This is a genomic window from Colwellia sp. Bg11-28, from assembly GCF_002836245.1.
Lineage (GTDB): Bacteria > Pseudomonadota > Gammaproteobacteria > Enterobacterales > Alteromonadaceae > Colwellia > Colwellia psychrerythraea_A.
Genome location: NZ_PJBA01000004.1, coordinates 173021 through 198542, shown reverse-complemented (window position 1 = coordinate 198542; position 25522 = coordinate 173021). Strand labels below are relative to the sequence as shown.

21 protein-coding genes are annotated in these 25522 nt (G+C 39.3%); 5 read left to right on the top strand and 16 right to left on the bottom strand.

Features of this window, described 5'->3' with window-relative positions:
- Positions 1 to 674: 674 nt before the first annotated feature.
- Together CXF79_RS04685 and CXF79_RS04680 are read right to left on the bottom strand one after the other, a co-directional pair.
- On the bottom strand, positions 675 to 2600 hold the full coding sequence (locus CXF79_RS04685) for a methyl-accepting chemotaxis protein (RefSeq protein ID WP_101154157.1): 1926 nt from the start codon (positions 2598 to 2600) through the stop codon (positions 675 to 677).
- Between the two features lie 429 nt (positions 2601 to 3029).
- Entirely contained in the window at positions 3030 to 5111 is a 2082-nt protein-coding gene (locus tag CXF79_RS04680) for a S9 family peptidase (RefSeq protein WP_101154156.1), read from the bottom strand.
- 510 nt (positions 5112 to 5621) lie between these two features.
- On the opposite strand from CXF79_RS04680, the gene CXF79_RS04675 reads away from it, so the two are divergent.
- Positions 5622 to 6101 (top strand): CreA family protein, encoded by a 480-nt coding sequence (locus CXF79_RS04675; protein WP_101154155.1) that lies wholly within the window; start codon positions 5622 to 5624, stop codon positions 6099 to 6101.
- Between the two features lie 171 nt (positions 6102 to 6272).
- Here CXF79_RS04675 and CXF79_RS04670 read toward each other — a convergent pair whose 3' ends face one another.
- The gene (locus tag CXF79_RS04670) at positions 6273 to 6905 is read right to left on the bottom strand and encodes a LysE family translocator (protein ID WP_101154154.1); all 633 of its coding nucleotides are present in this window, start codon (positions 6903 to 6905) and stop codon (positions 6273 to 6275) included.
- 115 nt (positions 6906 to 7020) lie between these two features.
- On the opposite strand from CXF79_RS04670, the gene CXF79_RS04665 reads away from it, so the two are divergent.
- Complete coding sequence (locus tag CXF79_RS04665) at positions 7021 to 7947, top strand: LysR family transcriptional regulator (protein WP_101154153.1); 927 nt, start codon at positions 7021 to 7023, stop codon at positions 7945 to 7947.
- A gap of 19 nt (positions 7948 to 7966) precedes the next feature.
- Here the strand turns inward: CXF79_RS04665 and CXF79_RS04660 are convergent, their stop codons facing one another.
- From CXF79_RS04660 to CXF79_RS04610, 11 genes are all read right to left on the bottom strand, one after another.
- Positions 7967 to 8734 (bottom strand): IclR family transcriptional regulator, encoded by a 768-nt coding sequence (locus tag CXF79_RS04660; RefSeq protein WP_011042270.1) that lies wholly within the window; start codon positions 8732 to 8734, stop codon positions 7967 to 7969.
- Positions 8735 to 8901: 167 nt separating this feature from the next.
- Positions 8902 to 10398: a CoA-acylating methylmalonate-semialdehyde dehydrogenase gene (locus CXF79_RS04655; RefSeq protein ID WP_101154152.1), complete on the bottom strand. Its 1497-nt coding sequence runs from the start codon at positions 10396 to 10398 to the stop codon at positions 8902 to 8904.
- Between the two features lie 54 nt (positions 10399 to 10452).
- Positions 10453 to 11613 carry an iron-containing alcohol dehydrogenase gene (locus tag CXF79_RS04650; RefSeq protein ID WP_011042268.1) on the bottom strand — a complete coding sequence of 387 codons (1161 nt, stop codon included), beginning with the start codon at positions 11611 to 11613 and terminating at the stop codon, positions 10453 to 10455.
- An 85-nt stretch (positions 11614 to 11698) separates the two neighbouring features.
- On the bottom strand, positions 11699 to 12577 hold the full coding sequence (locus CXF79_RS04645) for an enoyl-CoA hydratase (protein ID WP_041736747.1): 879 nt from the start codon (positions 12575 to 12577) through the stop codon (positions 11699 to 11701).
- Between the two features lie 31 nt (positions 12578 to 12608).
- The gene (locus CXF79_RS04640; RefSeq protein WP_101154151.1) at positions 12609 to 13877 is read right to left on the bottom strand and encodes a CaiB/BaiF CoA transferase family protein; all 1269 of its coding nucleotides are present in this window, start codon (positions 13875 to 13877) and stop codon (positions 12609 to 12611) included.
- 692 nt (positions 13878 to 14569) lie between these two features.
- The gene (locus CXF79_RS04635; RefSeq protein ID WP_101154150.1) at positions 14570 to 15889 is read right to left on the bottom strand and encodes a HAMP domain-containing sensor histidine kinase; all 1320 of its coding nucleotides are present in this window, start codon (positions 15887 to 15889) and stop codon (positions 14570 to 14572) included.
- 62 nt (positions 15890 to 15951) lie between these two features.
- Complete coding sequence (locus CXF79_RS04630) at positions 15952 to 16698, bottom strand: response regulator (protein WP_011042263.1); 747 nt, start codon at positions 16696 to 16698, stop codon at positions 15952 to 15954.
- Between the two features lie 89 nt (positions 16699 to 16787).
- Positions 16788 to 17228, bottom strand: a complete 441-nt coding sequence (locus CXF79_RS04625) for a DUF3019 domain-containing protein (protein WP_101154149.1) — start codon at positions 17226 to 17228, stop codon at positions 16788 to 16790.
- A 12-nt stretch (positions 17229 to 17240) separates the two neighbouring features.
- Positions 17241 to 18347: a MipA/OmpV family protein gene (locus CXF79_RS04620; protein ID WP_011042260.1), complete on the bottom strand. Its 1107-nt coding sequence runs from the start codon at positions 18345 to 18347 to the stop codon at positions 17241 to 17243.
- A gap of 422 nt (positions 18348 to 18769) precedes the next feature.
- Positions 18770 to 18952 carry a DUF3545 family protein gene (locus CXF79_RS04615; protein ID WP_011042259.1) on the bottom strand — a complete coding sequence of 61 codons (183 nt, stop codon included), beginning with the start codon at positions 18950 to 18952 and terminating at the stop codon, positions 18770 to 18772.
- A gap of 132 nt (positions 18953 to 19084) precedes the next feature.
- Positions 19085 to 19540 (bottom strand): DUF1456 family protein, encoded by a 456-nt coding sequence (locus CXF79_RS04610; protein WP_011042257.1) that lies wholly within the window; start codon positions 19538 to 19540, stop codon positions 19085 to 19087.
- 519 nt (positions 19541 to 20059) lie between these two features.
- On the opposite strand from CXF79_RS04610, the gene CXF79_RS04605 reads away from it, so the two are divergent.
- Positions 20060 to 20896, top strand: coding sequence for a mechanosensitive ion channel family protein (locus CXF79_RS04605; RefSeq protein WP_011042256.1), 837 nt, complete (start codon positions 20060 to 20062; stop codon positions 20894 to 20896).
- A gap of 109 nt (positions 20897 to 21005) precedes the next feature.
- On the opposite strand, the gene CXF79_RS04600 is transcribed toward CXF79_RS04605, so the two are convergent.
- Positions 21006 to 22211 carry a DEAD/DEAH box helicase gene (locus tag CXF79_RS04600; RefSeq protein ID WP_101154148.1) on the bottom strand — a complete coding sequence of 402 codons (1206 nt, stop codon included), beginning with the start codon at positions 22209 to 22211 and terminating at the stop codon, positions 21006 to 21008.
- Between the two features lie 487 nt (positions 22212 to 22698).
- On the opposite strand from CXF79_RS04600, the gene CXF79_RS04595 reads away from it, so the two are divergent.
- Positions 22699 to 23040: a GIY-YIG nuclease family protein gene (locus tag CXF79_RS04595; RefSeq protein ID WP_041736745.1), complete on the top strand. Its 342-nt coding sequence runs from the start codon at positions 22699 to 22701 to the stop codon at positions 23038 to 23040.
- A gap of 337 nt (positions 23041 to 23377) precedes the next feature.
- Here CXF79_RS04595 and CXF79_RS04590 read toward each other — a convergent pair whose 3' ends face one another.
- Positions 23378 to 23740 carry a DUF2750 domain-containing protein gene (locus tag CXF79_RS04590; RefSeq protein ID WP_101154147.1) on the bottom strand — a complete coding sequence of 121 codons (363 nt, stop codon included), beginning with the start codon at positions 23738 to 23740 and terminating at the stop codon, positions 23378 to 23380.
- A 543-nt stretch (positions 23741 to 24283) separates the two neighbouring features.
- Between CXF79_RS04590 and CXF79_RS04585 the strand changes: the two genes are divergently transcribed.
- Positions 24284 to 25483 (top strand): serine hydrolase domain-containing protein, encoded by a 1200-nt coding sequence (locus tag CXF79_RS04585; RefSeq protein ID WP_101154146.1) that lies wholly within the window; start codon positions 24284 to 24286, stop codon positions 25481 to 25483.
- Positions 25484 to 25522 lie beyond the last annotated feature (39 nt).

Sequence of the window (25522 nt, the reverse complement as noted above, 5' to 3'; positions counted from 1 at the left end):
TAATGTTATATTCGAATAATGAATTTTTATTCCTATTTAACCTGAACTCTGGATAAGCAGCACTTGCTCAACATTCCTCTTCATCCAATTCTCAGCGTTAAAACGTCGATAAATAGCCAGCTATTCATAAACGTTTTGCCTTGATAATTGAATAAAATGAAACATTGATAAAGCGTATAACTACTTTAATTTTATTACTTTTCATACGTAACAATCTAAGTTGTTGAGTTTACTTAATCATCAAGCACTCATTATCCAGAGTTCAGGTTATTTAAGAAGAATCAAATGAAAATAAACATTCAAAAACAAGGCGTTTTATTGAGCAATAGCGGGCTATTGTGATTGAAAGCAACGACGTTAGTGGATATCTGTACCAATTCCATCAAATTTATTCCCACCTCAGAGCTATGTCAGAAGAGTTATAACAAACAAAATTTGTATAAGTATATCCATTCTATATTTAACAAATTTGTGCAGATATTGCTTTTCTGACAAGCTCCCATGGGCGAGTTTAAAAGACTTACATGCTGTGTTATTGATTTTGATAAGGGAATAACCATTCTCTTCAATCAATGCCTTGCCTCTAAGCCTTTTAATTATCGCTGAGTGGTAAATAACTTAATGGACTTGGTATCAGACCATTTGAAAGTCACCGTTTTTCCAGATAATTAATATTAGTCAAACTTAAAGCGCGAGACCAATTCATTCAGGTGAATGGCTTTATCTCTGAGCTCACTACAAGCAATCGAGGTTTGCTGAACGATATCGCTATTAGCACGTGAAATATCCGCAACCGCTGTAACATGAGGGTTAATCTCACCCACTACATTCGATTGCTCCCCGGTAGCGGTAGCAATTTGTAAGTTCATATCATTCATTATACTGATGCTTTCAGAAATACTCTCTAGGTGCTTGCCTGAATGACCCGCCTCAGTTTGACTCGTAGTGCTGAGTTCTGTGCTTTGAGAAATAGCGGCAACCACTTCTTCTGTTTTTGCTTGCAGCTTTTCAATAATATTTCTAATTTCTTTAGTAGAGTCATGACTGCGTGATGCAAGCGTCCTAACTTCATCAGCAACGACGGCAAAACCTCGACCTTGCTCTCCTGCGCGTGCCGCTTCAATAGCTGCATTTAGCGCCAATAAGTTAGTTTGCTCTGACACACTTCGTATTACTTCAACCACTGTATCAATAGAACGTGCATCCTCAGCTAATTGAGCGATCATAGTACTGGTAGATACCAGCTGCTCACTCATATCGGAAACGCTGGCGATAGTTTGTACCACTGAATTATTACCTTGCTGCACTGTTTCATCAGCAGCTTGTGCACTTTGTGCCGCATTATTAGCACTGCCAGCAATTTCTTCTGCCGTCATACCCATTTCATGCATTGCTGTGGCAATTTGCTCAACTCGGCTCACTTGCTCATTTATCTCAGACTCCATCGACTTCGCTTGAGAATCTATTTGTTCAATCGCCACGGCAAGTTCATTACCTGTTTTAGAGACTTGTTGTAATAATTCACTTAAATAGCTGACAAATTGATTATAACCTCTCGCCATAGTACCCGCTTCGTCTTGACGTGAATCATCTAAACGACGCGTTAAATCACCGCCACCTTTACCAATTTCAGCCAACATATCAGCAAGCTGGCCAAAAGGCGCAATCAAACGAGAAATAAGCCAAGTACTAACAAATGCAGAAATCACCGCAATAATGATGCCCATCATCACTAAGGCCCATGTTGCTTGGGTTAATCCTCCAAGAACTTCTTCTTTAGGCACTTCGGCAACCACATACCAACCAATACTGTCTAAATAACGACTCGCAATAAGGGTTTTAATACCATTAAGGGTAAATTCAGCTGAACTAAACTGCGCTTTAGACAAGAGGTCCTGGCTGTTACTAACACCAATATCAGCTAAATCTTTACCTATTTGTTGAGTATCAGGGTGAAGCTTTATCTTGCCCTGTTGATCAACTAAAAACACCTTACCTGTTTGTGCAATACGGTACTGACTTATACTGTTAGCCATATTCTCTAGTGATAGACCAACGCCTACAACAGCACTAGGTTTTCCCGAAACTTTCATTAAATAATTAATAAATAAGGTCGGAATATTGGTTTCTTCATCAACATCTAAGCTCAGTTCATATTTTTTTCCACTATTGATAAAACCATAAAACCATTGATCTTTACTTTCTTGTGGCGACAAGGTTTTGAAAAGTCCACTCGGTGTGAAGTATTTTCCGGTATTGGCTGAGACTAAAAAGGCACTGATTGTATTAAATTCACTCTGGATACTTTTCAAATAAGCGATCACGTGTTGATGATTTTTCTCCTGTTCACCAGTGGCAATAAACTGCTGAGAGTACAGGTTACTCGACATAGTTTGCGCAACGGTAATAGGCAACAATAATTGCGCATCAAGATTATTAGCTACCTCACCAAGCGCTGCGGGCAATTCTCGTTCAATGGCAGCCTCCATAATAATGGTGCGGCTTGAGTTAAGGGCAAAAGCACTAACAATCAATATTGATAGCACCACAGCAGTCAAGGTAGTAAGTACAACTTTACGACGAATAGTTAAATTCAGCATAGATAAATATCTTCCTTTGGAGTAGAAGTAGAATAGAAATTGAGGCTACGACAGCACTGAAAAAATCTGACGATCTATATTTTCAGTTTACTTATACCCAAGCTACTTGATCATGAGTGCCTCAAACGTCCTGAAACACACATATTCAAGTAGCTTGGGTATCAATAAAGGGCTAAGCCAATTCAACTATAGACCACATCACATCATAATTTTTTAAATTTCCATAAGCACTAACTGGTGATTTCACATTATGAAATGCAGGGCGAGTTAACAGGATTTTTAATAAAATATTCCTTCCCCCCGAAAAAAAAACAAAAAAAGACCAAGCTGAATTAATACCAAAAGGTATAGCTTGGTCTTTGCTGTCATAACCGTTGGTAATAAAATAACGTTCAGGTATGATTTATTACCTTACTAATTTTCGTTATTCTACTCAGCAGCCTTGGTTTTATATTTTTCAAACCAAGCAAGGGTATGTTCAATTTTAGTAATCATTCTTGACGGTTTACCCGCAATACCATGAGGCGAGCCAGGTACTTTGACTAATACAGTATCAATCTTTCTTAATTTAAGCGCTTGATAAAACTGCTCAGTTTGCGCCATTGGTGTACGTAAATCTTCCTCACCTGTCATCAACATAGTCGGTGTTGTAACGTTACCTACTAATGACATTGGAGAACGCTTCCAATAATGTTCAACGTGTTCCCAAGGCATTCCTGGGAACTGTGTAGGTATTTGCCCTAAACCACTATCCGCTGTTAGTACTTTACTTAACCAGTTAATAACCGGTTTAACCACTACAGCGGCAGAAAAACGATCGGTTAAGCCAATAGCATAAGCCGTTGCAATACCGCCAGCAGAGCCGCCAGCAATAAACAAATTATCTTCATCAATAAAGCCCAAGCCCAACATAGCGTCGACACCTGAGTTATGATCGGCAAAATCTTCTTTCGAACTGTATTTATACTTCAATAACATAGCAAAACGCTCGCCGTAAGAACTGCTACCGCGATGGTTATCATAAAACACCACATAACCTTGCGCTGCAAAACGTTGAAGTTCAGCAGAGAAATGTGGGCCATAAGCTAAGTGTGGACCACCATGGATCTCTAAAATAAGGGGATACTTTTTCTTAGGGTCGAAGTTTGGTGGGGTAACGTACCAACCCTGAATAGGCTCATCATCAAATGATGATTTATAATTAATTTCAGTGACTTTACCTAGGTTTTTATGTGCCAATAAGTCTTCATTTAATTGTGTTAGTTTAACAAGTTTTTTACGGGTGTTAATAACTGCAACATCTGCTGGACGTGAACTACTACCTTGCGTAAAGGCCATATAACCTTCACTTGAGGCGGTAAAACCACCACTGATATAAGGACGACCAATGCTACTTCCTACTAGAGTATCCGTTAAGTCTTTAACTTTACCTTTGGTTGAGATAGTCGCCAATTTACGCTTACCAAAATCATCATAAGTCATCGCTAACAACGAGCTTGATAACCATTGTGGGTCTTGGATAGAACGGTCAAAATCACTCGCAATCTCACTCGTTTTTTTAGACTTCCAATCCATAATATTTAATTTGGCATTACGATAAGGGTTCAATGCGTTAGAAGTCGACAAAAAGGCAAGTTTCTCACCATTTTCAGAAAACACAGGATTAAACTCTTTACCCGGTGTAGAGGTTAACTGCGTTAGCTCACCATCATTTACCATCACTTTAAATAAATCACCTTCAAGTGATTTATATTCCCAATCTGAGATACGATTTGCTGAAAAAACGATAGCATCACTTTTTTTATTCCAAGCAAGCTTTCCTTTATGATGAAAATCCCCTTGAGTGATCTGACGTGGAGTACCACCCTCACTAGGTAAAACAAAAATATGTTTGTAACCTGGTTTAAGCAATCCGCGGCCATCTGCTTGATAATATGCTTGGTCAATAACAACGACAGGTTTTGACCATTTAGCCCCTTTAGGCTTTTTAGGCATTTTGGCAATAACCGTTCTTTTATCGGCAACAAGTTTTGTAAACGCCAGCCATTTTCCATCTGGTGACCAGGTTAAACTGCTCACACCGCCTTGCACTTGGCTAACTAAAGCTGTGCGATTTTGTTTAAGGTAATGCACGTGTATTTGATAACTGCCGGTTAAATTACTGACAAAGGCAATTTTTTCGCCATCAGCTGACCAACGCGGTTGTGAATATTGTTTGTCATCAGAAAAAAGTGGTAACTGCTTTTTACTGTCAACATCAACCAACCATAGGTTTTTGTTTTTATCATCGGTCATAATATTGTTTGAATTTCTGATATAAACAATTTTTTCGCCATCTGGAGATATTTGCGGATCGCTGGCATATTCCAGTGAAAAAATATCTTTAGCTTCAAAGAGGTTACTAGCCCCTGTACTACTAGCAACAGTGGTATTTGCCACCGTTATGAAAGGTGTCGCTAGAACACTAACAGCAAAAGCTAATCGACAAGAAAAGCGAGAAAAAGAACGCATTGGTTTACTCCAATATAAAAGTGAGCGTTAAGGCTGGCTCACCGAATGATAAATAACAATCTATTATTGTATACAAAATATTTTAAATGCACAGGTCATTTACTGGCTTTTGTCTTATATCTTGGTGAGTTAGTCGCAAGTGATAGGTTAAATCTCTTAAAAGAGAATATTAATAGCTAAAATTTCAGTGTGATACACTCTTTATAATTTGCTTATCTATACCCGTTGCCATTCAATATGCTTGTTTCAGTGGAAGAAAAAATCGATTTAGGCAAGGCATTGATTGCAGTGAATGGTTATTCCCTGCAATCAATAACGATGTATAAATCGTTTTTAGCACCATCGTAGAAGCGCTTGAGCAATATCATTTTATTGTTGCGACAAGGAAATAGGGAATAACCCTGATTTAATTGACGCGCCTCAAACTGAAATTGCTCAAACACTCTGAATCGAGCATTCTGAAAGGTAACGGGTATAATATTACGACTGATATTACTCCAAGGAATATTCATGAAAAAATTTATGCTGGCAGTTAGTTTTTCAACGCTGCTAATGGGCTGCTCTGATAATGAAGTAGGTGATGTTTCATTAGGTATGTTTACGCTCAAGGATATTAAACTAAATACCTTAGTTGACCCCATAGTGCCCGGCGTTACTTGTCACATAGCAAGTGTTGAAGCGAATTTGAGCTTATCTGATCCCAGTGATAGTTCAATCGCTTGTCGTCAAACAGGTGAAATCACCTCAACGATGATCGCTCAAATAGATAAAAGTAAATCTGGCGAAGTAGTCTTTAAAAAATCAAAAAGCATCTTTTTTAAAACCATGAAAGTAAGACGTATTTATGACGCCCAAAATCAAACATTGATGTATTTGTCTTACGCGACCAAAGAAACCTCAGGAAGTTTTAAGCATAGTCTTTCTACGGTTCCGTTATGGGGAACTAAAGCCTATACAGCACCACAAATCATCTTAAAAAATGATGGGTAAATCCGCTTTGAAAACCGTAACGAAATAAGAAAGTTTAATTGATAAGTGGCTGGCTGCACATAATCATTAGAATAACTATTCACCGATAATGAAATGATCACTGAACTCCACAGTGATCATTATCGCTTATCACAATCAACATAGAAGCCATTTTTGACTTAAACATGCTAATTAAACTAAGCTGAGCTTTATAGCAATTAGCATCAATACAAATCCTGCTACTTTATCAACTTTTTGTTTTTGTCGATTGAAACGAGGCAATATGCTTGGGTGTGATAACAATAAAGCCACACCGCTGTACCAAATAAAATGTGCCAACACTATGATCAAGCCATAACTTATTTGCATTATTATCGGGGTATCTATCGACACCACTTGCGTAAAAATACTTAAGAAGAAAATAGATGTTTTGGGGTTTAACATATTGCAAGTAAAGCCTAAACGTAATGCCATAAAAGGTGACATTTGAGTCGTTGAACTGCTTTGGTCTTTATTTAAACTCTCACGTGTTGTTAATAACTGCCAAGCAATATAAATAAGATAAGCCGCACCTAAATATTTGATTGCTGAAAATAACCATGGCGAATTTGCTATCACTACTGCTAATCCAGCAATAGAATAGCTGGCGTGAATACAAACAGATAAACACATACCTAAGCTCATATATAAACCTGCAAAACGGCCATTGTAGATGCTCGTACGTGTCACCATCACAAAATCAGCGCCGGGTAACATAGCCATAAAAATAGCAATTGTGCTCACCGCTATAATTTCTGCCATATAAGTATTTATTAACAATTCCATATTTACCTCTTACAATTTTAAGTTTGCTCGCAGCAACTCATTTATTACTATGCAACTATGTTAATATATGAGTTATTTTAAACAATACACTTAATTGACAAAGGACTTGTGCTTCATGGACACAAATAAATTAATCCCTTTATTATCTGATATGGCTATTTTTGTTACTGTGATCGAGCAAGGAAACTTTAGTAAGGCGGCAAAAAAACTTGGGGTCACACCTTCAGCAGTGAGCCGTCAGATTAGTAGGTTAGAAGATGCGTTAGGCATCAAGCTATTGCAGCGTACTACAAGGCAACTGGCGTTAACGGAGTCAGGTAAGTTAACCTTTGATTATTGTAAACAGATGGTTGAGTCTGCGGACCAAGCAGTTAATGCCAGTCGCTCTGCAACATCGACGGTTAGAGGGCTGTTGCGAGTATCAGCGCCAAAATCACTTGCGAACAAGGTGTTACGACCACTATTTGTTGAATTTTTAAAATGCTATCCGGACATTCAGTTACACTTAAAAGTAACCGACCGTATTTTAGATCCTATTCATGACGGTGTTGATTTCTTGATTCATATTAATGATTACCCGATTGAAGCCTTAGTAAATATTAAAATTGGTCGCGTTGAACAGGTTTTATGTGCCAGTCCTGAATTCCTACAAAGCCATACACCACCAACACACCCCGATGATTTAAAATATTTATCATGTATTTGTTTAGGCGAAAACATGGTCGATAACCGTTGGCGCTTTATTAATGAAAATCAACAAACAACCGTACAAGTTGCTGGTTCATATCTACTTAACCACAGTGACATGCGTCGAGATGCGATAGAACAGGGTTTTGGTATAGGGCCATTGCCGGATTATATCGCGCAACAGGGTATTAAAACGGGGAAGCTCATTCCATTATTGGAAGGTTGGCAGTTAACAGGGAGTTACCAAGGTGATATTTGTTTACAGTATGTACAAAGTAAATACCTACCTAATAAAAACCGTGTGTTTATCGATTTTATGAAACAAAAGTTACTTATAATCCAGCCTGATTCGTAAGTGGTGGTTAGGATCTGCTTTATTGTTCTTTGAGTAGATCACCTAACTCTATGGCCGCATGGCGCAATGCTGGTTCAAAGGCTAATAATTCATCTAAACTTTTGCGGATCACGGGGGCATGGGTGAAAAGACAGGCAAACAACTTACCATCTTGATCTTTAATAGGCACCGAACAGGCAACCATGCCATCTATAAATTCTTCGTTATCGGTTCCTAACTCATTAGCTTGGATATTTATAAGCTCTTTTTCTAATGATTCTGACTCAATCAACGTATTACGAGCCAGCTTTTCAAGTGATAACTTACCTATAATACGATGACGACGTTCTTTAGGCAGAGAACTTAAATAAAGCTTTCCGCTGGCAGTACACGCTACAGGCGTATGACTACCGACAGGTAAATTAACTCGTAATGGCCAATTAGTTTGAACACGATCGTAATAGATCATTTCGATGCCATCAGGAATTGCGATACCACAGGTTTCACCAATGGTTTCCGCCAGTTTTTTTAGAATGGCCTGACGCAATGCTTTAAATCGGCTGCTATGGAGCACACCTAAAGCAATACTATGCATCCGATCACCAGGAACCAACAAGCCGCGCATATTAATCTGCACATAATTATCAGCTTCAAGTTGCTGTAGTAAACGATGAATACTGGGTTTAGGAATATCAAGTAAAAATGCTAACTCAGCGGGTGACATAGGTCGCTCGGCACGAGAAATTGCCTCGATGATTTCAAGCACCCTAGTGATAGATGAACCTTTCTCTCTTCGCTGAACTGTCATTTTATATCCTTTGATAAATTTCGCGCTAATTATAGGCGAGACAGATGCACTTACGCAAGCATCAAAGGGGTTCCAAAAACTAAAGAAGTAAAGGCTATTCCATCGATAAAAAGGAATAGCCATTAGCTTGCGATAATTATACTAAGGCAGAGTTAATTACATTTCAATTAACTCAACGTTGGCATTGAGAACTCTGCGCCCTCACGAACACCTGCTGAAGGCCAGCGTTGGGTAATTGTTTTGCGCTTGGTGTAGAAGCGAACCGCATCTGGACCGTAAGCATGTAAATCACCGAAAAACGAACGCTTCCAGCCACCAAAACTATGGTATGCAACAGGCACGGGTAACGGCACATTGATACCAACCATACCTACTTGAATGTTGTCAGAGAAGTATCGAGCCGCTTCGCCATCACGCGTAAAGATACAAGTACCATTACCGTACTCATGGTCATTAATTAAATCCATAGCTTGCTGCATCGTTTGCACGCGTACCACTTGCAGTACCGGACCAAAGATCTCTTCTTTATAGCTCACCATATCGGCCGTGACATTATCGATTAAGGTGCCACCGACAAAGAAGCCATTATTGTAGCCTTCAACCTCAGGATTGCGACCATCAACGACAATAGTTGCGCCCTGCTCTTGGGCATGATTAATATAACCAACCACTTTGTCACGATGCTGGCTGGTAATAACTGGACCAAAATCGTTAGTGCTATCGCTAAATGCACCTACTTTAAGGCTTGCCATTGCGGCTGTCATTTTAGTAATTAAGGCATCACCGGCAACGTCACCTACTGCAACCGCAACAGACAATGCCATGCAACGCTCACCCGATGAACCAAATGCTGCGCCCAACAATTGATTAACCGCATTATCCATATCAGCATCAGGCATCACGATAGCGTGATTCTTTGCACCACCTAATGCTTGGCAACGTTTGCCATTGGCATTAGCCGTGGCATAAATATATTCGGCAATTGGCGTTGAGCCAACAAAACTAACCGCTTTTACTCGCTGGTCAGATAACAACACATCAACCGCAACTTTATCGCCATTAACAACATTCATTACGCCATCTGGTAATCCAGCTTCTTTTAATAACTGAGCAATAAATAACGTTGAACTTGGATCGCGTTCTGACGGTTTTAATATGAAACAGTTACCACAGGCAATCGCCATTGGGAACATCCACAATGGAACCATCGCTGGAAAGTTAAATGGTGTGATACCGGCAACAACACCTAAGGGTTGAAATTCACTCCATGAATCAATGTTTGGTCCAACATTTTTACTGTGCTCACCTTTTAATAACTCTGGCGCGCCACAAGCATATTCAACGTTCTCGATACCTCGTTGTAATTCACCGGCTGCATCATGCGAGATTTTTCCATGCTCTTCGCCTATCATTTCGCATATTTTATCTGAGTTTGCTTCCAACAACTCTTTAAAACGAAACATCACTCGTGCACGTTTGATAGGTGGAGTATTTCGCCATTGTGGAAAGGCAGCTTGTGCAGCAGTTATTGCTTGCTCTACTGTTTCGACAGAAGCCAAGGCAACTTGTCGAGTCACTTCCCCCGTTGCAGGGTTAAACACATCTTGAGTGCGGGCGGCGTCGGTACAAATTTCACCGTTAATTAAATGTCCAATAATATTCATAAAAAATTCCTAAATAATGTCTAAAATGTTAAAAAGTAATGTTGATCGCAGAAGTTAATCCCATAGCCCCTGGTAAATACTGATAATTTCGTTGATAGATGGCTCAATAGGGTTATTACTCGGTGAGCCTGAAGCTAATGCTTGTTCAGCCATTGTTTGACACACCTCAAAAAACTCATCGCGCTTAATACCAAATTCCTGTGGCGTTGGTACTGCTAATTCTTCATTTAGTGAACGAAGCTCGATTAATAATTTCTGATTGGCAACTTCATTGCTATCTTGCTCAGCTGCAATACCCATCGCCCGAGCACAATCCGCATAACGCGCTGGTGCCGCAGGAATAGAAAAAGCGGTAACACTGGGCAATAACATCGCATTTGAGAGACCATGAGGTACATGAAAAAAGGCACCAATAGGTCGACTCATACCATGCACTAATGCCACCGATGCGTTAGAGAATGCAATACCAGCTAAGGTCGAACCCAGCATCATAGCTTCACGAGCATCTTGATCTTCGCCGCTGTGATAGACCTTTCTCAAATTAGGTCCAATCAATTTAATCGCAGCAATTGCCTGACTATCACTATATGGGTTTGCTTTTTTACTCACATACGCTTCAATTGCATGGGTCAAGGCATCGATTCCAGTATCGGCAGTGGTCCTAGGAGGCAAACTAATGGTTAATTTATAATCCACCAATGCTGCAACGGGCATGAAGCCAATGCCGACACACAGCATCTTTTCGTCGTTTTTTTCATCGGTAATGATGGTAAATTTAGTGACTTCAGATCCAGTCCCCGCCGTAGTAGGTACGGCAATGACAGGTAAGCCTTGCTCTATAACCATACGAGGAAAACGGTAATCTTGCATCACACCACCATGTTTGGCCAAGATAGCAATGGCTTTAGCACTATCGATTGGACTTCCACCACCAAGGGCGATAATACAATCGTAATTACCCTCTCGTGCCTTATCAACACCCGCTTGAATAGATTCAACTGTAGGCTCTGGCACGGTATCGTCGAAGATATGGGCGGGAATATGATGTGCGCCTAAACTGACTTGAATTCGACGAGCATAGCCCAATCCCACCATCATCTTGTCAGTAATAATCAATGGTCGGGTACAGCCAATACTAACTAATACGTTGGCTATTTCCTGACTTGCGTTTTCACCCACCTGCATAATACGTGGCAGAATAACTTGAGTAGACATACTCACTCCTATATATTTTTTATCATGTGGGTTAGTGGTTTCTTTTATCTCAATGACTTAACCACTTCCCTTCAATTGAATATTTCTAGCGATGGCGAAAAACAGGTGCTCGCTTGGCTATAAACGCATGCATACCTTCTTTCTGCCCTTCGGTAGCGAAGGCTGCTTGGAATAAACGGCGCTCATGACGCATCCCCTCAGTAAGGCTGGTTTCAAAAGCGACATTTACCGCTTCTTTCGCCATACGTACGGCAGGACTGTTATAGCCTGCAATGGTATGTGCAGCTTCTAAAGCCGTTTGTAACAACTCTTTACCTGGAACAACACGCGCCACCAATCCTGCAGCTTTTGCTTCATGAACATCGATTGTTCTACCTGTTAGAACTAGATCCATCGCCAATGACTTACCAACGGCATTGGCCAAGCGTTGTGAGCCTCCAATACCAGGCAAAATACCAAGCTTAATTTCTGGTTGTCCAAACTGAGCGTCTTCAGAGGCAATGATAAAATCACACATCAACGCTAGCTCACAGCCACCGCCCAAAGCATAACCACTCACGGCGGCAATGATCGGTTTGCTGATTGAACGCAATTCATCCCACGGTGCAAAGATATCGTCGCAATAAAATTCGGCGTAGGTCAGGTTTGCCATTTCCTCAATATCTGCCCCGGCGGCAAATGCTCTAGCACTGCCAGTAATAACAATCGCGCCGATATTATCGTCGGCGTCAAAGGTTTTTAAGGTATCAACAACTTCTCTGGCAAGCTGCCTACTTAAAGCATTTAGGCTTTTAGGTCTATGAAGAGTGATCATACCTACCCGTTCACGGCGTTCGACTAATATAGTTTCCATCGCTGCTACTGTCTGTTTCGCGTCTGCTGCAGATTCGGCATTTTCTGTGGTTTCACTACTTTCCTGTTCAGTGTCGACGGACTTAAGTTTAATACTGTCTTTGGTTTTCATAATTCGACTCTCTCTTCTAGGATATTAAGGATTAAATTTGAGAAATAGCTTCGGAATATGTCTCTAGCTTACTATCATCCGAATTTTCTTGGGGTTGGGGTGTCGGCGCATACGCACCGTTTTTGGCCATCAATTCTGCTAATATTGCCTCGCGATGCTCGTTAAGCGCTGGGGACTTGAGCGGTACCTCGGGATCAATTTCTGCTACTGAGCTCATCTTTATTGGGTTACCGGCTGTTCGTATTGCTCTCTCGTTTTCCCCTTTCACTTTAACGATCATGTTGCGGGCTAGAAGTTGTGGATGAGTAAATAATTTATCAATGGTGTTTATCGGGGAGCAAGGTACTCCAGCTTCATTGAGGGCATCAATCCAATGCTGCATTGGCTCTCTGAGTGTTATTGCCTCGACATCTTTAACCAGTTGTTTACGGTTTTGCACACGTAAATCGTTGGTTATAAATTGCGCTTCTAAGGCCAACTGAGGCGAGCCCAAAGCGTCCATCATTAGCAAAAATAACGTATCATTGCCGGCACAGATCACGAACTTTCCATCCTGTGCGGCAAAGGTTTCAAAGGGTGCAAGCGATGGATGATTGTCACCTGTGCGTGTTGGCACAATCCCCTCCACGTCATATCTTGCTAGTGCAGTTTCCATTAACGCCGCTTGGCAATCTAGCATCCCTATATCCACTCGCGTTCCTTGCGCATCACGTGTTCGACTATAGAGTGCAGACAAGATACCAATCACACCAAAGAGTGCCGCACCTAAGTCACCAAAGCTGGTGCCAACACGAGCGGGTTCTTCATCTGGCCAGCCGGTCAAACTCATCACCCCGCCCATGGCCTGTACCACCATATCGTAGCCTGGCAATTCACTAAATGGACCGCTGTGACCAAAACCTGAAATAGACGTATAAATAATATGGGGATGCGTTTTTTCAAGACGTTCAGGCCCGTAACCAAGGCGTTCCATCACTCCAGGTCGAAAGTTCTCTACCACCACATCACAACTATCCAACAAGCGCTCTAGTAGTTCACGGTCGCGTGGTGATTTAATATCAAGAGAAATACTTTCTTTTCCGCGATTGAAACACATGAAATAAGCTGAATCAACGCCCACGAAAGGCCCAAACGCACGCGTATCATCACCAGTGCCAAATCTTTCAATTTTGATTACCCGTGCGCCAAGATCTGCTAAGACCATTGTGCAATAAGGCCCTGCCAACACTCGAGAGAAATCCAATACGGTAACGCCAGACAAAGGGCCTGGTTTTTCATCTGCTTCACTTACTTGATTCATAATTTTTAATCCAGTGGTTGGCGCTTAAATTAATATACAAAATGATACGTATCGTATCGATATAACCAAACTACATCACAAGTGATAATGAGTCAATACGTATCGATATAAGACCTTAGTCGTGCAAGTGTAGTTATGAAGGAGAGTTGGCTGTAAAAATAATTTAGTCAGCAATTAGTGAATTAATAGTGAGTCAAGATGATCAAACAACACTATCTGATAAAAGAAGTTGCCTAAAATCATTGCAGAATATAATGTAAATAATCATCATATTATCTAAAGGATTAAGTGATGATGGCAAGGTTAACCTATGACGCTAAGTGCCCCACAGCGCTTTAGAATATGAAACCTATGTCAGCTTTACGATCGGAAAGTTTACCTTCATGATAGGGAGTATTTTATTCCTCTATATGCTCCGTTCAGTCCTATCTTGAAATTATAAAATATCGACTATCGTGTCTTTGTGATCATTAGATTGGGTGATTTTTAACGACAAAAGACCGACCAAGTATAAGAAAAAATGGCAGCTTAACTTATCTAGTAATGAATATTGTCAGATATTCCATTAATAGTTTATCAATCATCAGTAAAGTGAATATATTCATTGATAACTTATGAACACTAGAATTAGTTTTAAGTAAATAGTTAAGGAACTATTAGTTCAAGAGCTTTAATGAGTGATTATGATGAAATTACGCTTTGGGTAAGGTCACACTAAATTGAGCGCCTTGTAACTCAGCTGAGTTTTCAATAATAATCTCGCCGTGGTGCCACTCAACAATTCGCTTAACGATGGCAAGGCCCATTCCGTAGCCTTTCACTTTTTTCTCCGTACTTTCTCCGCGAATAAAAGGTTTAAGAATTTTTTCTCTTTGATCTATCGGGATCCCAGGTCCATTGTCAGCAACCGTTATAACAATATTACTGTCTTGCGCTATTATTTTAACCGCTATTTTTCCTTTACAATACTGATGGGCGTTTTGTAATAAGTTACTCATCAAAATCATCAAATAGGAAAGATCACCATCAACGAATACCGCTTGCTTTGGTGCATCAAAAGTTAGTTGAACATCATCCTGACTTTTGTTTTTAATACAAGTCGCCGTCAGTGCTGAAAAATCAACTGCCGCTTTATTTATAGTAATTAAGGTTTGGTCTAAACGCGCATAACTCAATAAGCTCTCTACCAAATCGACCATTTCATCAACGTTATCACTAATGCGCTGTTCAAAACGTTTTCGCAAGACAGGGTCATCTTCTTCTTGAATGGTATCAATGCCAAAGCGGATACGTGCAAGCGGTGTGCGTAAATCATGAGAAACGGCGCTACTAAGCAGTTTTATGTCAGTCACTAAATCATCGATACGCTGCGCCATGCGATTGAACTCTAATTCTAAATCACGAATATACGAAATAGAGCCAACATCAATACGTTGGTTTAAATTACCTTCACCAAATGACTTGGCCGTTTGACGCAAAGTCATTAACCTTCTCATTAGCGGATAAAGCCAAAGCAACATTAATAACAGTACGGCTAGATAAAATAGACTGGTCAGTAAAATGGGTAAAAATGAGTTATTTTGATGAGACTCTACAGGGGGAGTTATTAACACCAAAAGTTCATCGGTAGCAGGCAGATAAAAGTGCATGGCGATACTATCATCGGTTTCAAGTAATAACGGCTGCCCTGCTACTAAGTCGGTGAGTAAAGGTTGCGGTAGGGGGAAATTCGTTAACGGTTTCAAACGTAATGACAATGTCCCTTCACTCGGCCATTGTTGGATAAATTCTTGACGATTATCAATACCAGAGAGTGCGATTGATAAGTGAGTGCCTACTTGCTCTAACGTATCAATGACACTCTGCTGGCCACTCGTTTCTTGATTAGATTGCGCAGTACTTTGATCGAGGTTTTGGTTGAGGTATTGGTTATAAATACCATCAAACATCCAACCTAAACCTATGGTTGCGATAAGCACCACGGCTACTAATGAAAGTGTCAAATTACGCATTAAGTTTACCTAGTAATATTAAAAGGAAAGCCATTAGGTTTTATTATAAATAAATTAGACCGTTACCAAACATCATTAGCAAATAAATAACCTTTTCCCCAAATCGTTTTGATACGAAAAGGCTCTGATGAGTCATCCTTTAGCTTTTTGCGTAATCGTGAAATACGTAAATCAATTGAGCGATCAAAGCCATCATAATCAAAACCACGAAAATGACTGACCAATTCTTTTCTCGACACAACCTGCCCTGCTTTTGTGGCAAGAAACCATAAAACATCAAATTCATTAGAGGAGACTTTGATCGACTCGCCGTCCAGAGTAACGCTTCGGGCTTGCTCACTAATGACCAAACCGCTAAATTTTAATACGCCTTTGGATTCAAGTTGTTCATCCGTTAACTGCTGAACGTTACTTTTATCTGCTGTTCGAGATTTATCTTCTCGACGAAGTAACCCTCGAATACGGGCTAATAATACTCTGGCTCTCACGGGTTTAGTAATATAATCATCGGCCCCCATTTCAAGCCCAAGCACTTCATCAATTTCTTCATCACGTGCGGTGATCATAATAATAGGGTTATCAAAGGTGGCTCGTACTGTTTTACAAACGTCGAGCCCATCCATACCTGGCAACATGCCATCAAGTAAGACAATATCGGGGTTGAGTGATTGAATAAGATCAACTGCATCATCCCCACGATGGCAAGTAGTTACCTTAAATTCACGTCCTATTAAGTAATCAGCAATCCACTCAGCGAGATCAATATCATCTTCTACCAATAAAATATGCGGTCTCGCTTGTGCTGTCATTAACGCATTCCTCTACTCAAAATAATAATTACTCTTGCCGTAGTTTCTATTATTTGAAGCTATGGCAATAGTATGATTAAAAGGTAAAACTAAAAGATACGCCATGACTTTCTTGGCTGACCTTTTTTCTTATGTACCCAAGCCATTTTTACTACCGCAGTAGCAACGGATAAACTTTCATTCTGACGCCTTAACGAAAATTCCAAATTGACCTTACTATCAAATGCTTTTTTCATTTCACCCACAGAACTATTTATCCAACAATTGAGTGCTTTAGATTCTCCTGCGGTATATAAGCAATAATTGCCCGGCGTATCAACTTGCCAACTTAACTCGACCGAAACATAACAAGCCTGACCTTGGCGCATAGCAACACATTGCTCAGGACTTACCTTCATGCTCGCTTGAATATCGGTTGCATTCGCCACTGAACTTATTACCAGTAATAACATTAATAAGCATGACGTTTTTATTTGTAAAAGCAGTCTTTGTAACTGTTTTTTAATTTTATTAAGCTTTTTAGCGTGCATAATGATGCTCCCCTAAAAAACGAAAGTGAGTAGAATACCGCCTCTGACACCGTCTTCAACGGTATCTTGGCGAGTAGAAATACTACGATCTGACAGTGCGTTATAACCAACGTAGCTACCGATAACCCAATCGGTTGTTAGCGGATATTCAATGCCAACTTCTGCCGAATAACTGATACCCGCTTTTGTTGACAAGTCATCTTCAACCCAGGTTTTTACGCCATATGGGGTTACTTCTTTTGAACGGTATTGCAACCCTAAGTTAGTGTACAAATTCCAGTTTCTTACCTGCCAGTCATAGCTGTATGAAATAGAAGCCTCGATACCATCACTGCCTTCACCATTGCGACTAACGGGTGAGTATATCAATTGCAATTGACTGTTTTCATAAAAGCCTGTCATTCTCAGGCCTGCACGTTCATCTTCATTACGCGTTTGAATGCCTTCTAAACCTTCAATACCTCGCGTACTGTATTGATAAAATAAATCAAAAGAATAATCATCGCTATTATAGAAGTTTACTCCCCAAGCTGGCATAGAGTACATACCTTGAATTCGTCTAGTACTTATTCCGGGTGATTCCATAAATAGTCCGAGTAACTGTACTCGGTAACTTATCGCTACATCAAACTCTGATTCAGTATCTTCATTCGCAGAAAAAGCATAATCATCACCAAAGCTGCTTATAGCACTGACATCAACATAAAACCCATCACGACGATTATAGATTAGACGATGAACTTTCTCACACTTATCATCACCTTCATCACAGTTTCTAGACTCATGGTTTTCACATTCGCCGAAACAAACAGAGAAGTCTTCATCCTCTGTTGAGTCAGTTGTTGACTCTTTCTGTGCATTCACGGCTTTAGTTGGATTTTCATTATCGACAATAATCTTTGCTGCCGTAGTCTCGGAAGTTTTATTGTTTTGACCCGCATTAGTTGTTTGTTCATTCTTGTCACTGCTAACCACAACAGTATTTTTATTACTTACTTGCTGTGAAGTGGCTTCAGTAGTTTTCTCTTCAAGATTAGGATTTGCGCTAGCAGTAAAAGAAGTCAAAGTGATACTGGAGGCAATTAGGCTAATGACGGCTATTTTTGTTATATTTTTCATATATTCCCTATGAACGTCTGTTTTTGTTAACCGTAATATTAACTAAGCTTTGCAAAAATAGACGTAACACAAATTAAGCTGATGTATCAATTTGTATCATGTTTTAACGCAATAATAACATTGCTTTACATTATGAGGAATCAAGATAATACCAATAGAATGAATCGAGGTTGCAGAATGACATAAAAATAAAGGATCAAAGAAAATGACGAGGCTAGATGCTTATGCCATTTGAGTTAAATGGTATTGATATAGTGGAAAGTAGCACGGTCTTGTCTAGCAACTAGGAGGAAATCGATTACAGGGAGGATACATTCTAAAAAGAATATTTCAGTCTTCGGGGACTTTTGATCTAACCTACAATAAGGTTAGATCAACATATTAACCCGCTAAAGTAGCGACAATTGATATAACGGCAAGCGCTAATATGAATATTGCTCAAAGGCGGCAATATCTCGTCTTAAACGGCGTTGCTCTTTTATTGCTTCAATTTCACGCCATTTACGTTTTCGATCACTGCCTTTAGCTTTGCCCTTTTTATCAGGTCTTGTTAGTTCATCTTCATCGTCGAAAACATCTGCTTCATGCCAATATTCATTATTCATATTACTCTCCTATCACTAACGTTAAATGGCAATTTAAGGGAGTTAGGTGAAAGTAATATGAAACAAAGATGACATTTTGATGAAAGCGCGACTTAATTAGTGACTGTGACCAATCAAACTAATTCAATCACTTTACTTAGACTTGATTTTTAAGCCTTTCAAAAATGCAGACAATACTTCATCAGAACAATCTTTATAGTGCTTATTATTTACATTTCTGAAAAAAGCGCTTAGCTCATACTTACCTAAACTTAAATCGGCTAATTCAAGCGTAGCAATAACTTCTTCAGCTTTTAAAGACAAGGCTATTTTCACTTTATTAAAGATCATGTTATTGGTTAATTCTTCTTCAACCGGACGCTCTGGTCCATCACTAGGACCTCTTTTAGCTATGATAAGACCATTTAGAAAACTGGCAAATTGCACGTCTTCTAATGGTTGATAAGCAGTATCATCTTTTTCTTTAAAGAAGTTTGTTAGCTGTTCAGCACTAATCTCACACTGACTTAACGCAAAAGTTGTAAGAATAGTTTCATCGGTTAAATCAAAGATATTGCTGATGCGGCGAAGGAGGTCGTTATTAATCATTTAAGAGCCTAAAAGTTGTTTACTTGAGCAGTGAATAAATCATTGCTTGAGAAATATTTCTAAATATTGGCATAGTATAACTGACTATAATACCAATCGTACTAATTTATTGATCACTTAGCGAGAATTAAAAGGCTTAGAAGCAAGGCAGTGATTGCAGAGAATGGTTGCTCCCTTGTCAAAATCAATGACGCTGAATGTAAGCCTTATAAACTCGCCCTTTGGGAGCTCATTAGCAAACTGATAACATCACAAAACAAATGAAATATAGAGTAACTATAGTTAACTCATTTTGCTTGTTTTAAGCTCGCTAATGTAGCTCTAAGTTGCCCAATAAGTTAATACGACTGGTATACATTAGCGTGTTTTGCTTACAAAAATGAAACTTGCCCTTACTACACGTTTAGCTGAGTAGCTAACTTTTTAATATTGATGAAAATTTGTCAAAAGCACAAATTGTAATTATTATTAGTCAGGTAAATGTAACTAATTATAATCATTGCCAATAAAGGAAATTCAATGAACGCAATAGACGCCCCCATGACACAACTTGAAACTCTCACTATGAAGGCCTACGAACTTGGCCTAATTTACGCCCCTCGATTAGTTTTATCGATTCTTACGTTATTGATCGGTTTATGGATAATCAGTGGCATTACTAAGTTAGTAAAAGCTTCAATGGTTCGTTCAAAGGTAGATCCAACCTTAATCCCTTTTATGGGGAGCTTGGTTTCTTGGTTACTTAAATTACTACTATTTATCTCTGTTGCTTCAATGATAGGTGTTGCTACGACTTCATTTATTGCGGTATTAGGTGCGGCTGGCCTAGCCATTGGTTTAGCGCTGCAAGGTAGTTTAGCTAACTTTGCTGGTGGCGTACTTATTATGGTATTTAAACCTTATAAAGTAGGTGATTTGATTGAATCTCAAGGTCATTTAGGTGTTGTTAAAGAAGTACAAATCTTCAATACCATTTTACTTTCGCCACAGTCAAAACGCATTATTATCCCAAATGGTGCAACGTCTAATGGCTCTGTCATTAACTATACGGTTGAAGGTAAAATTCGTGTTGATCTTACTATCGGCGTTTCTTACCTTGCAGATATCGATCAAACTAAAGCCGTATTAATGGATGTTCTACTTAATAATGACAAAGTAATGAAAACACCAGCTCCGTTTGTTGGCGTATCTGAAATGGCTGATAGTTCAGTAAACTTTGCCGTTCGTCCACATTGTTTACCTGAGCATTACTGGGCTGTTTACTTTGAAGTGAATGAAGCTATCAAGAAAACGCTTGATAAGAATGGTATTGCTATTCCGTTCCCTCAACGCGATGTACATTTAATTCAAGCATAATTGCTAGTAATTAATCATTATGTAATCGTTTTTAGTAAACGCTCTGTCGTAAAGTAAAAAACCGTTAATGGCTCGCCATTAACGGTTTTTTTATCTCAGCTCTAATAGATTATTTTTTAGAGGCTGCGTATTTCGTGACATAGTTTAATTTCGAGAGCGGTACCGTCTTTTTCACTGGAAACTCTTCAAATTCTTTTCGTTCAATAATATGGCCCAAGCGACTTTCAATAGCACAAAGCTCTCTGAAGTTATCCTTAGACACTAAAGAAATAGCTTCACCTGATGCTCCCGCTCGACCTGTTCGGCCAATACGGTGAATATAGTCATCTACTTGCGCAGGTAAGTCATAATTAATAACGCGCGAAAGCTCTCCAATATCTAGACCACGTGCCGCAATAGCGGTAGCGACTAAAAATTTTATTTTTCCTGATTTAAAGTCGTTAAGTATTTTTTCACGAATATCTTGCGCTCTACCACTGTGAATACTTTCAGCGACAATACCGCGTTTTTCTAACTGGCTTACTAATTTTGCCGCGCCATGCTTAGTTTCAATGAAAATAAGCGCCTGTTGCCAATTTTTCGTGGTAATTATATGGCTTAATAATGCGGACTTGTTAGCTTTATCAACCGTAACCAACCACTGCTCTATTTTAGATTTAGAGGCTTTATCTGCACCGATAGAAATTTCGACAGGTTTATGAATCGTTCTCTTCGCTAAACCACGAACTTCTTCAGACATAGTGGCAGAAAACAGTAAATTTTGACGGTGCTCAGGTAAACGTTCAATGATTTTATTAATGTCATCGATAAAACCCATATCAAGCATTCTATCGGCTTCATCAAGTACCAACATATCAAGCTCATCAAAATGTAAAACCCTTTGATGTGTCATGTCGAGCAAACGTCCAGGAGTTGCTACTAGAATATCTACTCCCCAAATCAATCGCTGCTTTTGTTCCTGTGCATCAACGCCGCCATACATGGCCATAGAGCTAATATCTAAATATTTAGCATACTGACTAATACTCGCTTCAACTTGGACAGCAAGCTCACGGGTAGGTACAAGAATAAGGGCACGAATACGTTTAGCACGTAGTTTTTTACCTGTTTCTTTGTACTGACTATTAAGCTGCTCTAATAATGGCAAAACAAAACTGGCTGTTTTACCTGTACCAGTTTGCGCTGCGGCAATAATATCTTTGCCCGCTAAAACAACAGGTATTGCTTTTTGTTGAATAGCTGTTGGCTTGGTATAGCCTAGATCAGCAATGGCGTTGAGTATTGGGGTAGATAATTTAAGTGTTGAGAAGGACATAATGTGTCTTAGCCATATTAATAATCACACTGCGATGACAATTTGCCTTAGTTTAATATATTGCGGGCAAAATACAGATGATAGGAACGATAATGCGCGGAGTATAGCAGTTATCTATACCCATTCCACTTGAAGATGCATGATTCAGCTGGAATTAGAAACGCCTTTAGGCAAGGCATTGATTGAAGAGAATAGTTATTCTATTGTCGAAATCAATAACGCAGCATAAAGCGTTTCTAAACCAGCCCCTTGGGGAAGAAGACTGAGCGAGCATCTTCAAGTGGAGCGGGTATGTAGTGCGTAGAGGCAAGAAGCTACTTGCTTGTGATAAAGCATTAAATACCAAAAAATCATTCTAGAGTATACTTAGAACAAGCGCTATCAGCCGTTAAGACAAACGCATAATTATAGCTATGTATTAAAGATAGGTTATAATAATAGGAGTAAATGTCGAGCTCTGCTCAAGATAATTGGATCTATCTACCCTATGAAAAACACAGAAAATACAACCGATACAACAACAGAAAAAGACATAGCATTAGGCAATGTTTATGTGATGACACATTCTTTTTTTTCCGATGTAGTGAAAATAGGCTGTACCACTGAAGATCCACAAGAATATGCTAAATCACTATCAGCAAAGACTATTGGTGAATACAGCGTTGCTTTTTCATTACAGTGCAACAACCCTTGTAAAGTAAAAAAACAAATAAAGAAATACTTAGACGCGCAAGAATACGTTAATGAGTTTTACCAAGTATCACCTGACGTTGCCAAAAAACTATTAAAAAGAGAGACTTTGGTCATTCCAAGCCTTAGTAGCTTTTAGTTAACCTGAACTCTGGATAAGCAGCACTTGCTCAACATTCCTCTTCATCCAATTCTCAGCGTTAAAACGTCGATAAATAGCCAGCTATTCATAAACGTTTTGCCTTGATAATTGAATAAAATGAAACATTGATAAAGCTTATAACTACGTTAATTTTATTACTTTTTATACGTAACAATCTAAATTGTTGATTTTATTTAAACATCAAGCACTCATTATCCAGAGTTCAGGTTAGTTAATAAAAAAGCATTGCTCTGGATGAACAATGCTTTTAAATGATTATCCTACCGAAAGCACTTAACGATATCAGCTCAGAGAAAAATAGATTAACTAATACTTATTTTAACGATTCTATTGCTGCAAGTGACTGAGTAAATTCACTCAATTCTATTTCTAAACACTCATCATCACCTTGCCAGTTAATACCAACAATAACGCCATCTTCATTAAGGTCTTCAACCCAAAACTCAAACCAATCGGCTAGTGAAATTTCACAAGGAACATATTCACTCCACTCTTCAATACAATGCTGTTGTGCTAATTGTGAGCTTGACCAAAGCGGCATGACTTCGCTGTTTTCAAAGCTAGGTGAGTCAAGTACAACCCAATCTTCGCTTGCTTTATCTTGTAGTGCCCAAATAACTTGGGTAGGTTTAGTTTCTGCCAAAAACGTTTTCAATATATTGTTGCTATCGCTCATAAGATCATAACTTCTCTTTAATTAGATGAGCGGATTATATCGGAGTTACCATCAGAGATCATGTTATACCCAAGCTACTTGAAAATACATGTTTCAGAGCTCGGGTAGGGAACGAATACAAGGCATAATTTTTCATTAATGGTTATTCCCTAATGATGAATAATAACGCTGCAGTCATTTTCTACCCGAACTCCCTTCGGGCAAGGCGATAAGCGACCAACTGTGTCCTTATAAAGTGAGGATGGGTGATAACCACACCATACATTTTAAGCCTAGCATTTGGCACGCTTCTCGTCTTGCTGAAATCGAGAATTTCCAAGTGGTTTGGGTATTTTCCCAAACCATTCAAAATGCCTGTTAGGTGCTAACTGGCTGCATGCCTATAGCAGCGCTGAAATAGAGGTACAGCGACGATGAATTATTGCTAACGCCCGTTTAATGGCAACACAGATTTACAGAGCAAACATCACTTAAAAAATTAAAGGCTTTTTATTTTCTCCCTTGACCTATAAACTTGTCGGCTTTTCGATCTGAGATCCGTTTATGCTATTTAGAATTAATTGCCTTATATTGGCGCTATTTTTAACGCCCTATTCCTCAGCAAACAACGTTAGCCAGTTTAAAAAAAGTTTCTCTACCGAAGTTAAAAAACAACTTAAAGCCTATAACATTCCCGGTGGCGCTTATGCCATAGTGCAAAATGATACTATTATTGCCATGGAAACCATTGGTCATACTGATAAAGCTAAATCTCATCAAGTTGATTACAACACTGTATTTCGTTTAGCCTCAGTTTCTAAAACGTTCGCCGCCACAGTAACGACCATGTTGGCGCAAGAAAAACGATTAAACTTATCTGACCCTATAACCAAATACGTACCAAACTTTACCCTAGCCACAGACGGTGCAGCACAAAAGATTCAACTCAAACACTTATTAAGTCACTCTAGTGGTTTGATGCCAAACGCCTACGATAATCTGCTGCATGAAAACTGGACTATGGATAAAATCATTGGACGTTTTGATCGCATCACCCCTATTTGCCAACCTGAAAAGTGCTATGGTTACCAAAATATAGCCTATGGTCTTTTACAACCGGCTATAGAAGCGAGCCAGAGCAAAAGCTATGCAACGCTATTACAAGATCGCGTATTCACACCACTCAATATGACAAATGCTTCTTTAGGTATTGATGTATATAAAGAAAAAGAAAACACCGCTAAACCTCATATTCTAAGAAAACGAGTTAAAACAGGAAAAAAAGATTCTCAAGGTCGAGATATTAGAAAATATGTATGGCGTACTGTAAAAGTAGCACCAGATTATTATAAAGTTGCGCCAGCAGCCGGTGTTAATGCCAGTATAAGTGACTTAGCCAAGTGGTTAATTGCTAATTTAGGGCATAAACCCGAGGTATTATCCCCGTCATTATTAGCCGAATTAACAACCCCAAGAATTAGAACGAAAAAAGACCTACGCCGACGGTTTTGGCGTGGTCACTTAACCGATGCCCATTATGGTTATGGCTGGAGAATTTATCAATTTGAAGGTCACCCCATCATTTACCATTCAGGCTGGGTTGCAGGGTTTCGTGCTGATATAGGTTATTCGCCCGATTTAGATATCGGCTTTGCCATAGTCATAAACGCTGAGTCTAATGCTATCAATAAAATATCCAGTCAGTTTTGGATACAAGCAAGTACCCTATTTGATAAAAAGTTAGCTAAACAAGTTAAAAGCTAATATTCACCATTGGTATGATTGTTTAAGTTTAAAAAAGTG

Coding starts and splice junctions, on each gene's coding strand:
- CXF79_RS04685 (WP_101154157.1), bottom strand. CDS start 2,600: ATGCTGAATTTAACTATTCGTCGTAAAGTTGTACTTACTACCTTGACT.
- CXF79_RS04680 (WP_101154156.1), bottom strand. CDS start 5,111: ATGCGTTCTTTTTCTCGCTTTTCTTGTCGATTAGCTTTTGCTGTTAGT.
- CXF79_RS04675 (WP_101154155.1), top strand. CDS start 5,622: ATGAAAAAATTTATGCTGGCAGTTAGTTTTTCAACGCTGCTAATGGGC.
- CXF79_RS04670 (WP_101154154.1), bottom strand. CDS start 6,905: ATGGAATTGTTAATAAATACTTATATGGCAGAAATTATAGCGGTGAGC.
- CXF79_RS04665 (WP_101154153.1), top strand. CDS start 7,021: ATGGACACAAATAAATTAATCCCTTTATTATCTGATATGGCTATTTTT.
- CXF79_RS04660 (WP_011042270.1), bottom strand. CDS start 8,734: ATGACAGTTCAGCGAAGAGAGAAAGGTTCATCTATCACTAGGGTGCTT.
- CXF79_RS04655 (WP_101154152.1), bottom strand. CDS start 10,398: ATGAATATTATTGGACATTTAATTAACGGTGAAATTTGTACCGACGCC.
- CXF79_RS04650 (WP_011042268.1), bottom strand. CDS start 11,613: ATGTCTACTCAAGTTATTCTGCCACGTATTATGCAGGTGGGTGAAAAC.
- CXF79_RS04645 (WP_041736747.1), bottom strand. CDS start 12,577: ATGAAAACCAAAGACAGTATTAAACTTAAGTCCGTCGACACTGAACAG.
- CXF79_RS04640 (WP_101154151.1), bottom strand. CDS start 13,877: ATGAATCAAGTAAGTGAAGCAGATGAAAAACCAGGCCCTTTGTCTGGC.
- CXF79_RS04635 (WP_101154150.1), bottom strand. CDS start 15,889: ATGCGTAATTTGACACTTTCATTAGTAGCCGTGGTGCTTATCGCAACC.
- CXF79_RS04630 (WP_011042263.1), bottom strand. CDS start 16,698: ATGACAGCACAAGCGAGACCGCATATTTTATTGGTAGAAGATGATATT.
- CXF79_RS04625 (WP_101154149.1), bottom strand. CDS start 17,228: ATGCACGCTAAAAAGCTTAATAAAATTAAAAAACAGTTACAAAGACTG.
- CXF79_RS04620 (WP_011042260.1), bottom strand. CDS start 18,347: ATGAAAAATATAACAAAAATAGCCGTCATTAGCCTAATTGCCTCCAGT.
- CXF79_RS04615 (WP_011042259.1), bottom strand. CDS start 18,952: ATGAATAATGAATATTGGCATGAAGCAGATGTTTTCGACGATGAAGAT.
- CXF79_RS04610 (WP_011042257.1), bottom strand. CDS start 19,540: ATGATTAATAACGACCTCCTTCGCCGCATCAGCAATATCTTTGATTTA.
- CXF79_RS04605 (WP_011042256.1), top strand. CDS start 20,060: ATGAACGCAATAGACGCCCCCATGACACAACTTGAAACTCTCACTATG.
- CXF79_RS04600 (WP_101154148.1), bottom strand. CDS start 22,211: ATGTCCTTCTCAACACTTAAATTATCTACCCCAATACTCAACGCCATT.
- CXF79_RS04595 (WP_041736745.1), top strand. CDS start 22,699: ATGAAAAACACAGAAAATACAACCGATACAACAACAGAAAAAGACATA.
- CXF79_RS04590 (WP_101154147.1), bottom strand. CDS start 23,740: ATGAGCGATAGCAACAATATATTGAAAACGTTTTTGGCAGAAACTAAA.
- CXF79_RS04585 (WP_101154146.1), top strand. CDS start 24,284: ATGCTATTTAGAATTAATTGCCTTATATTGGCGCTATTTTTAACGCCC.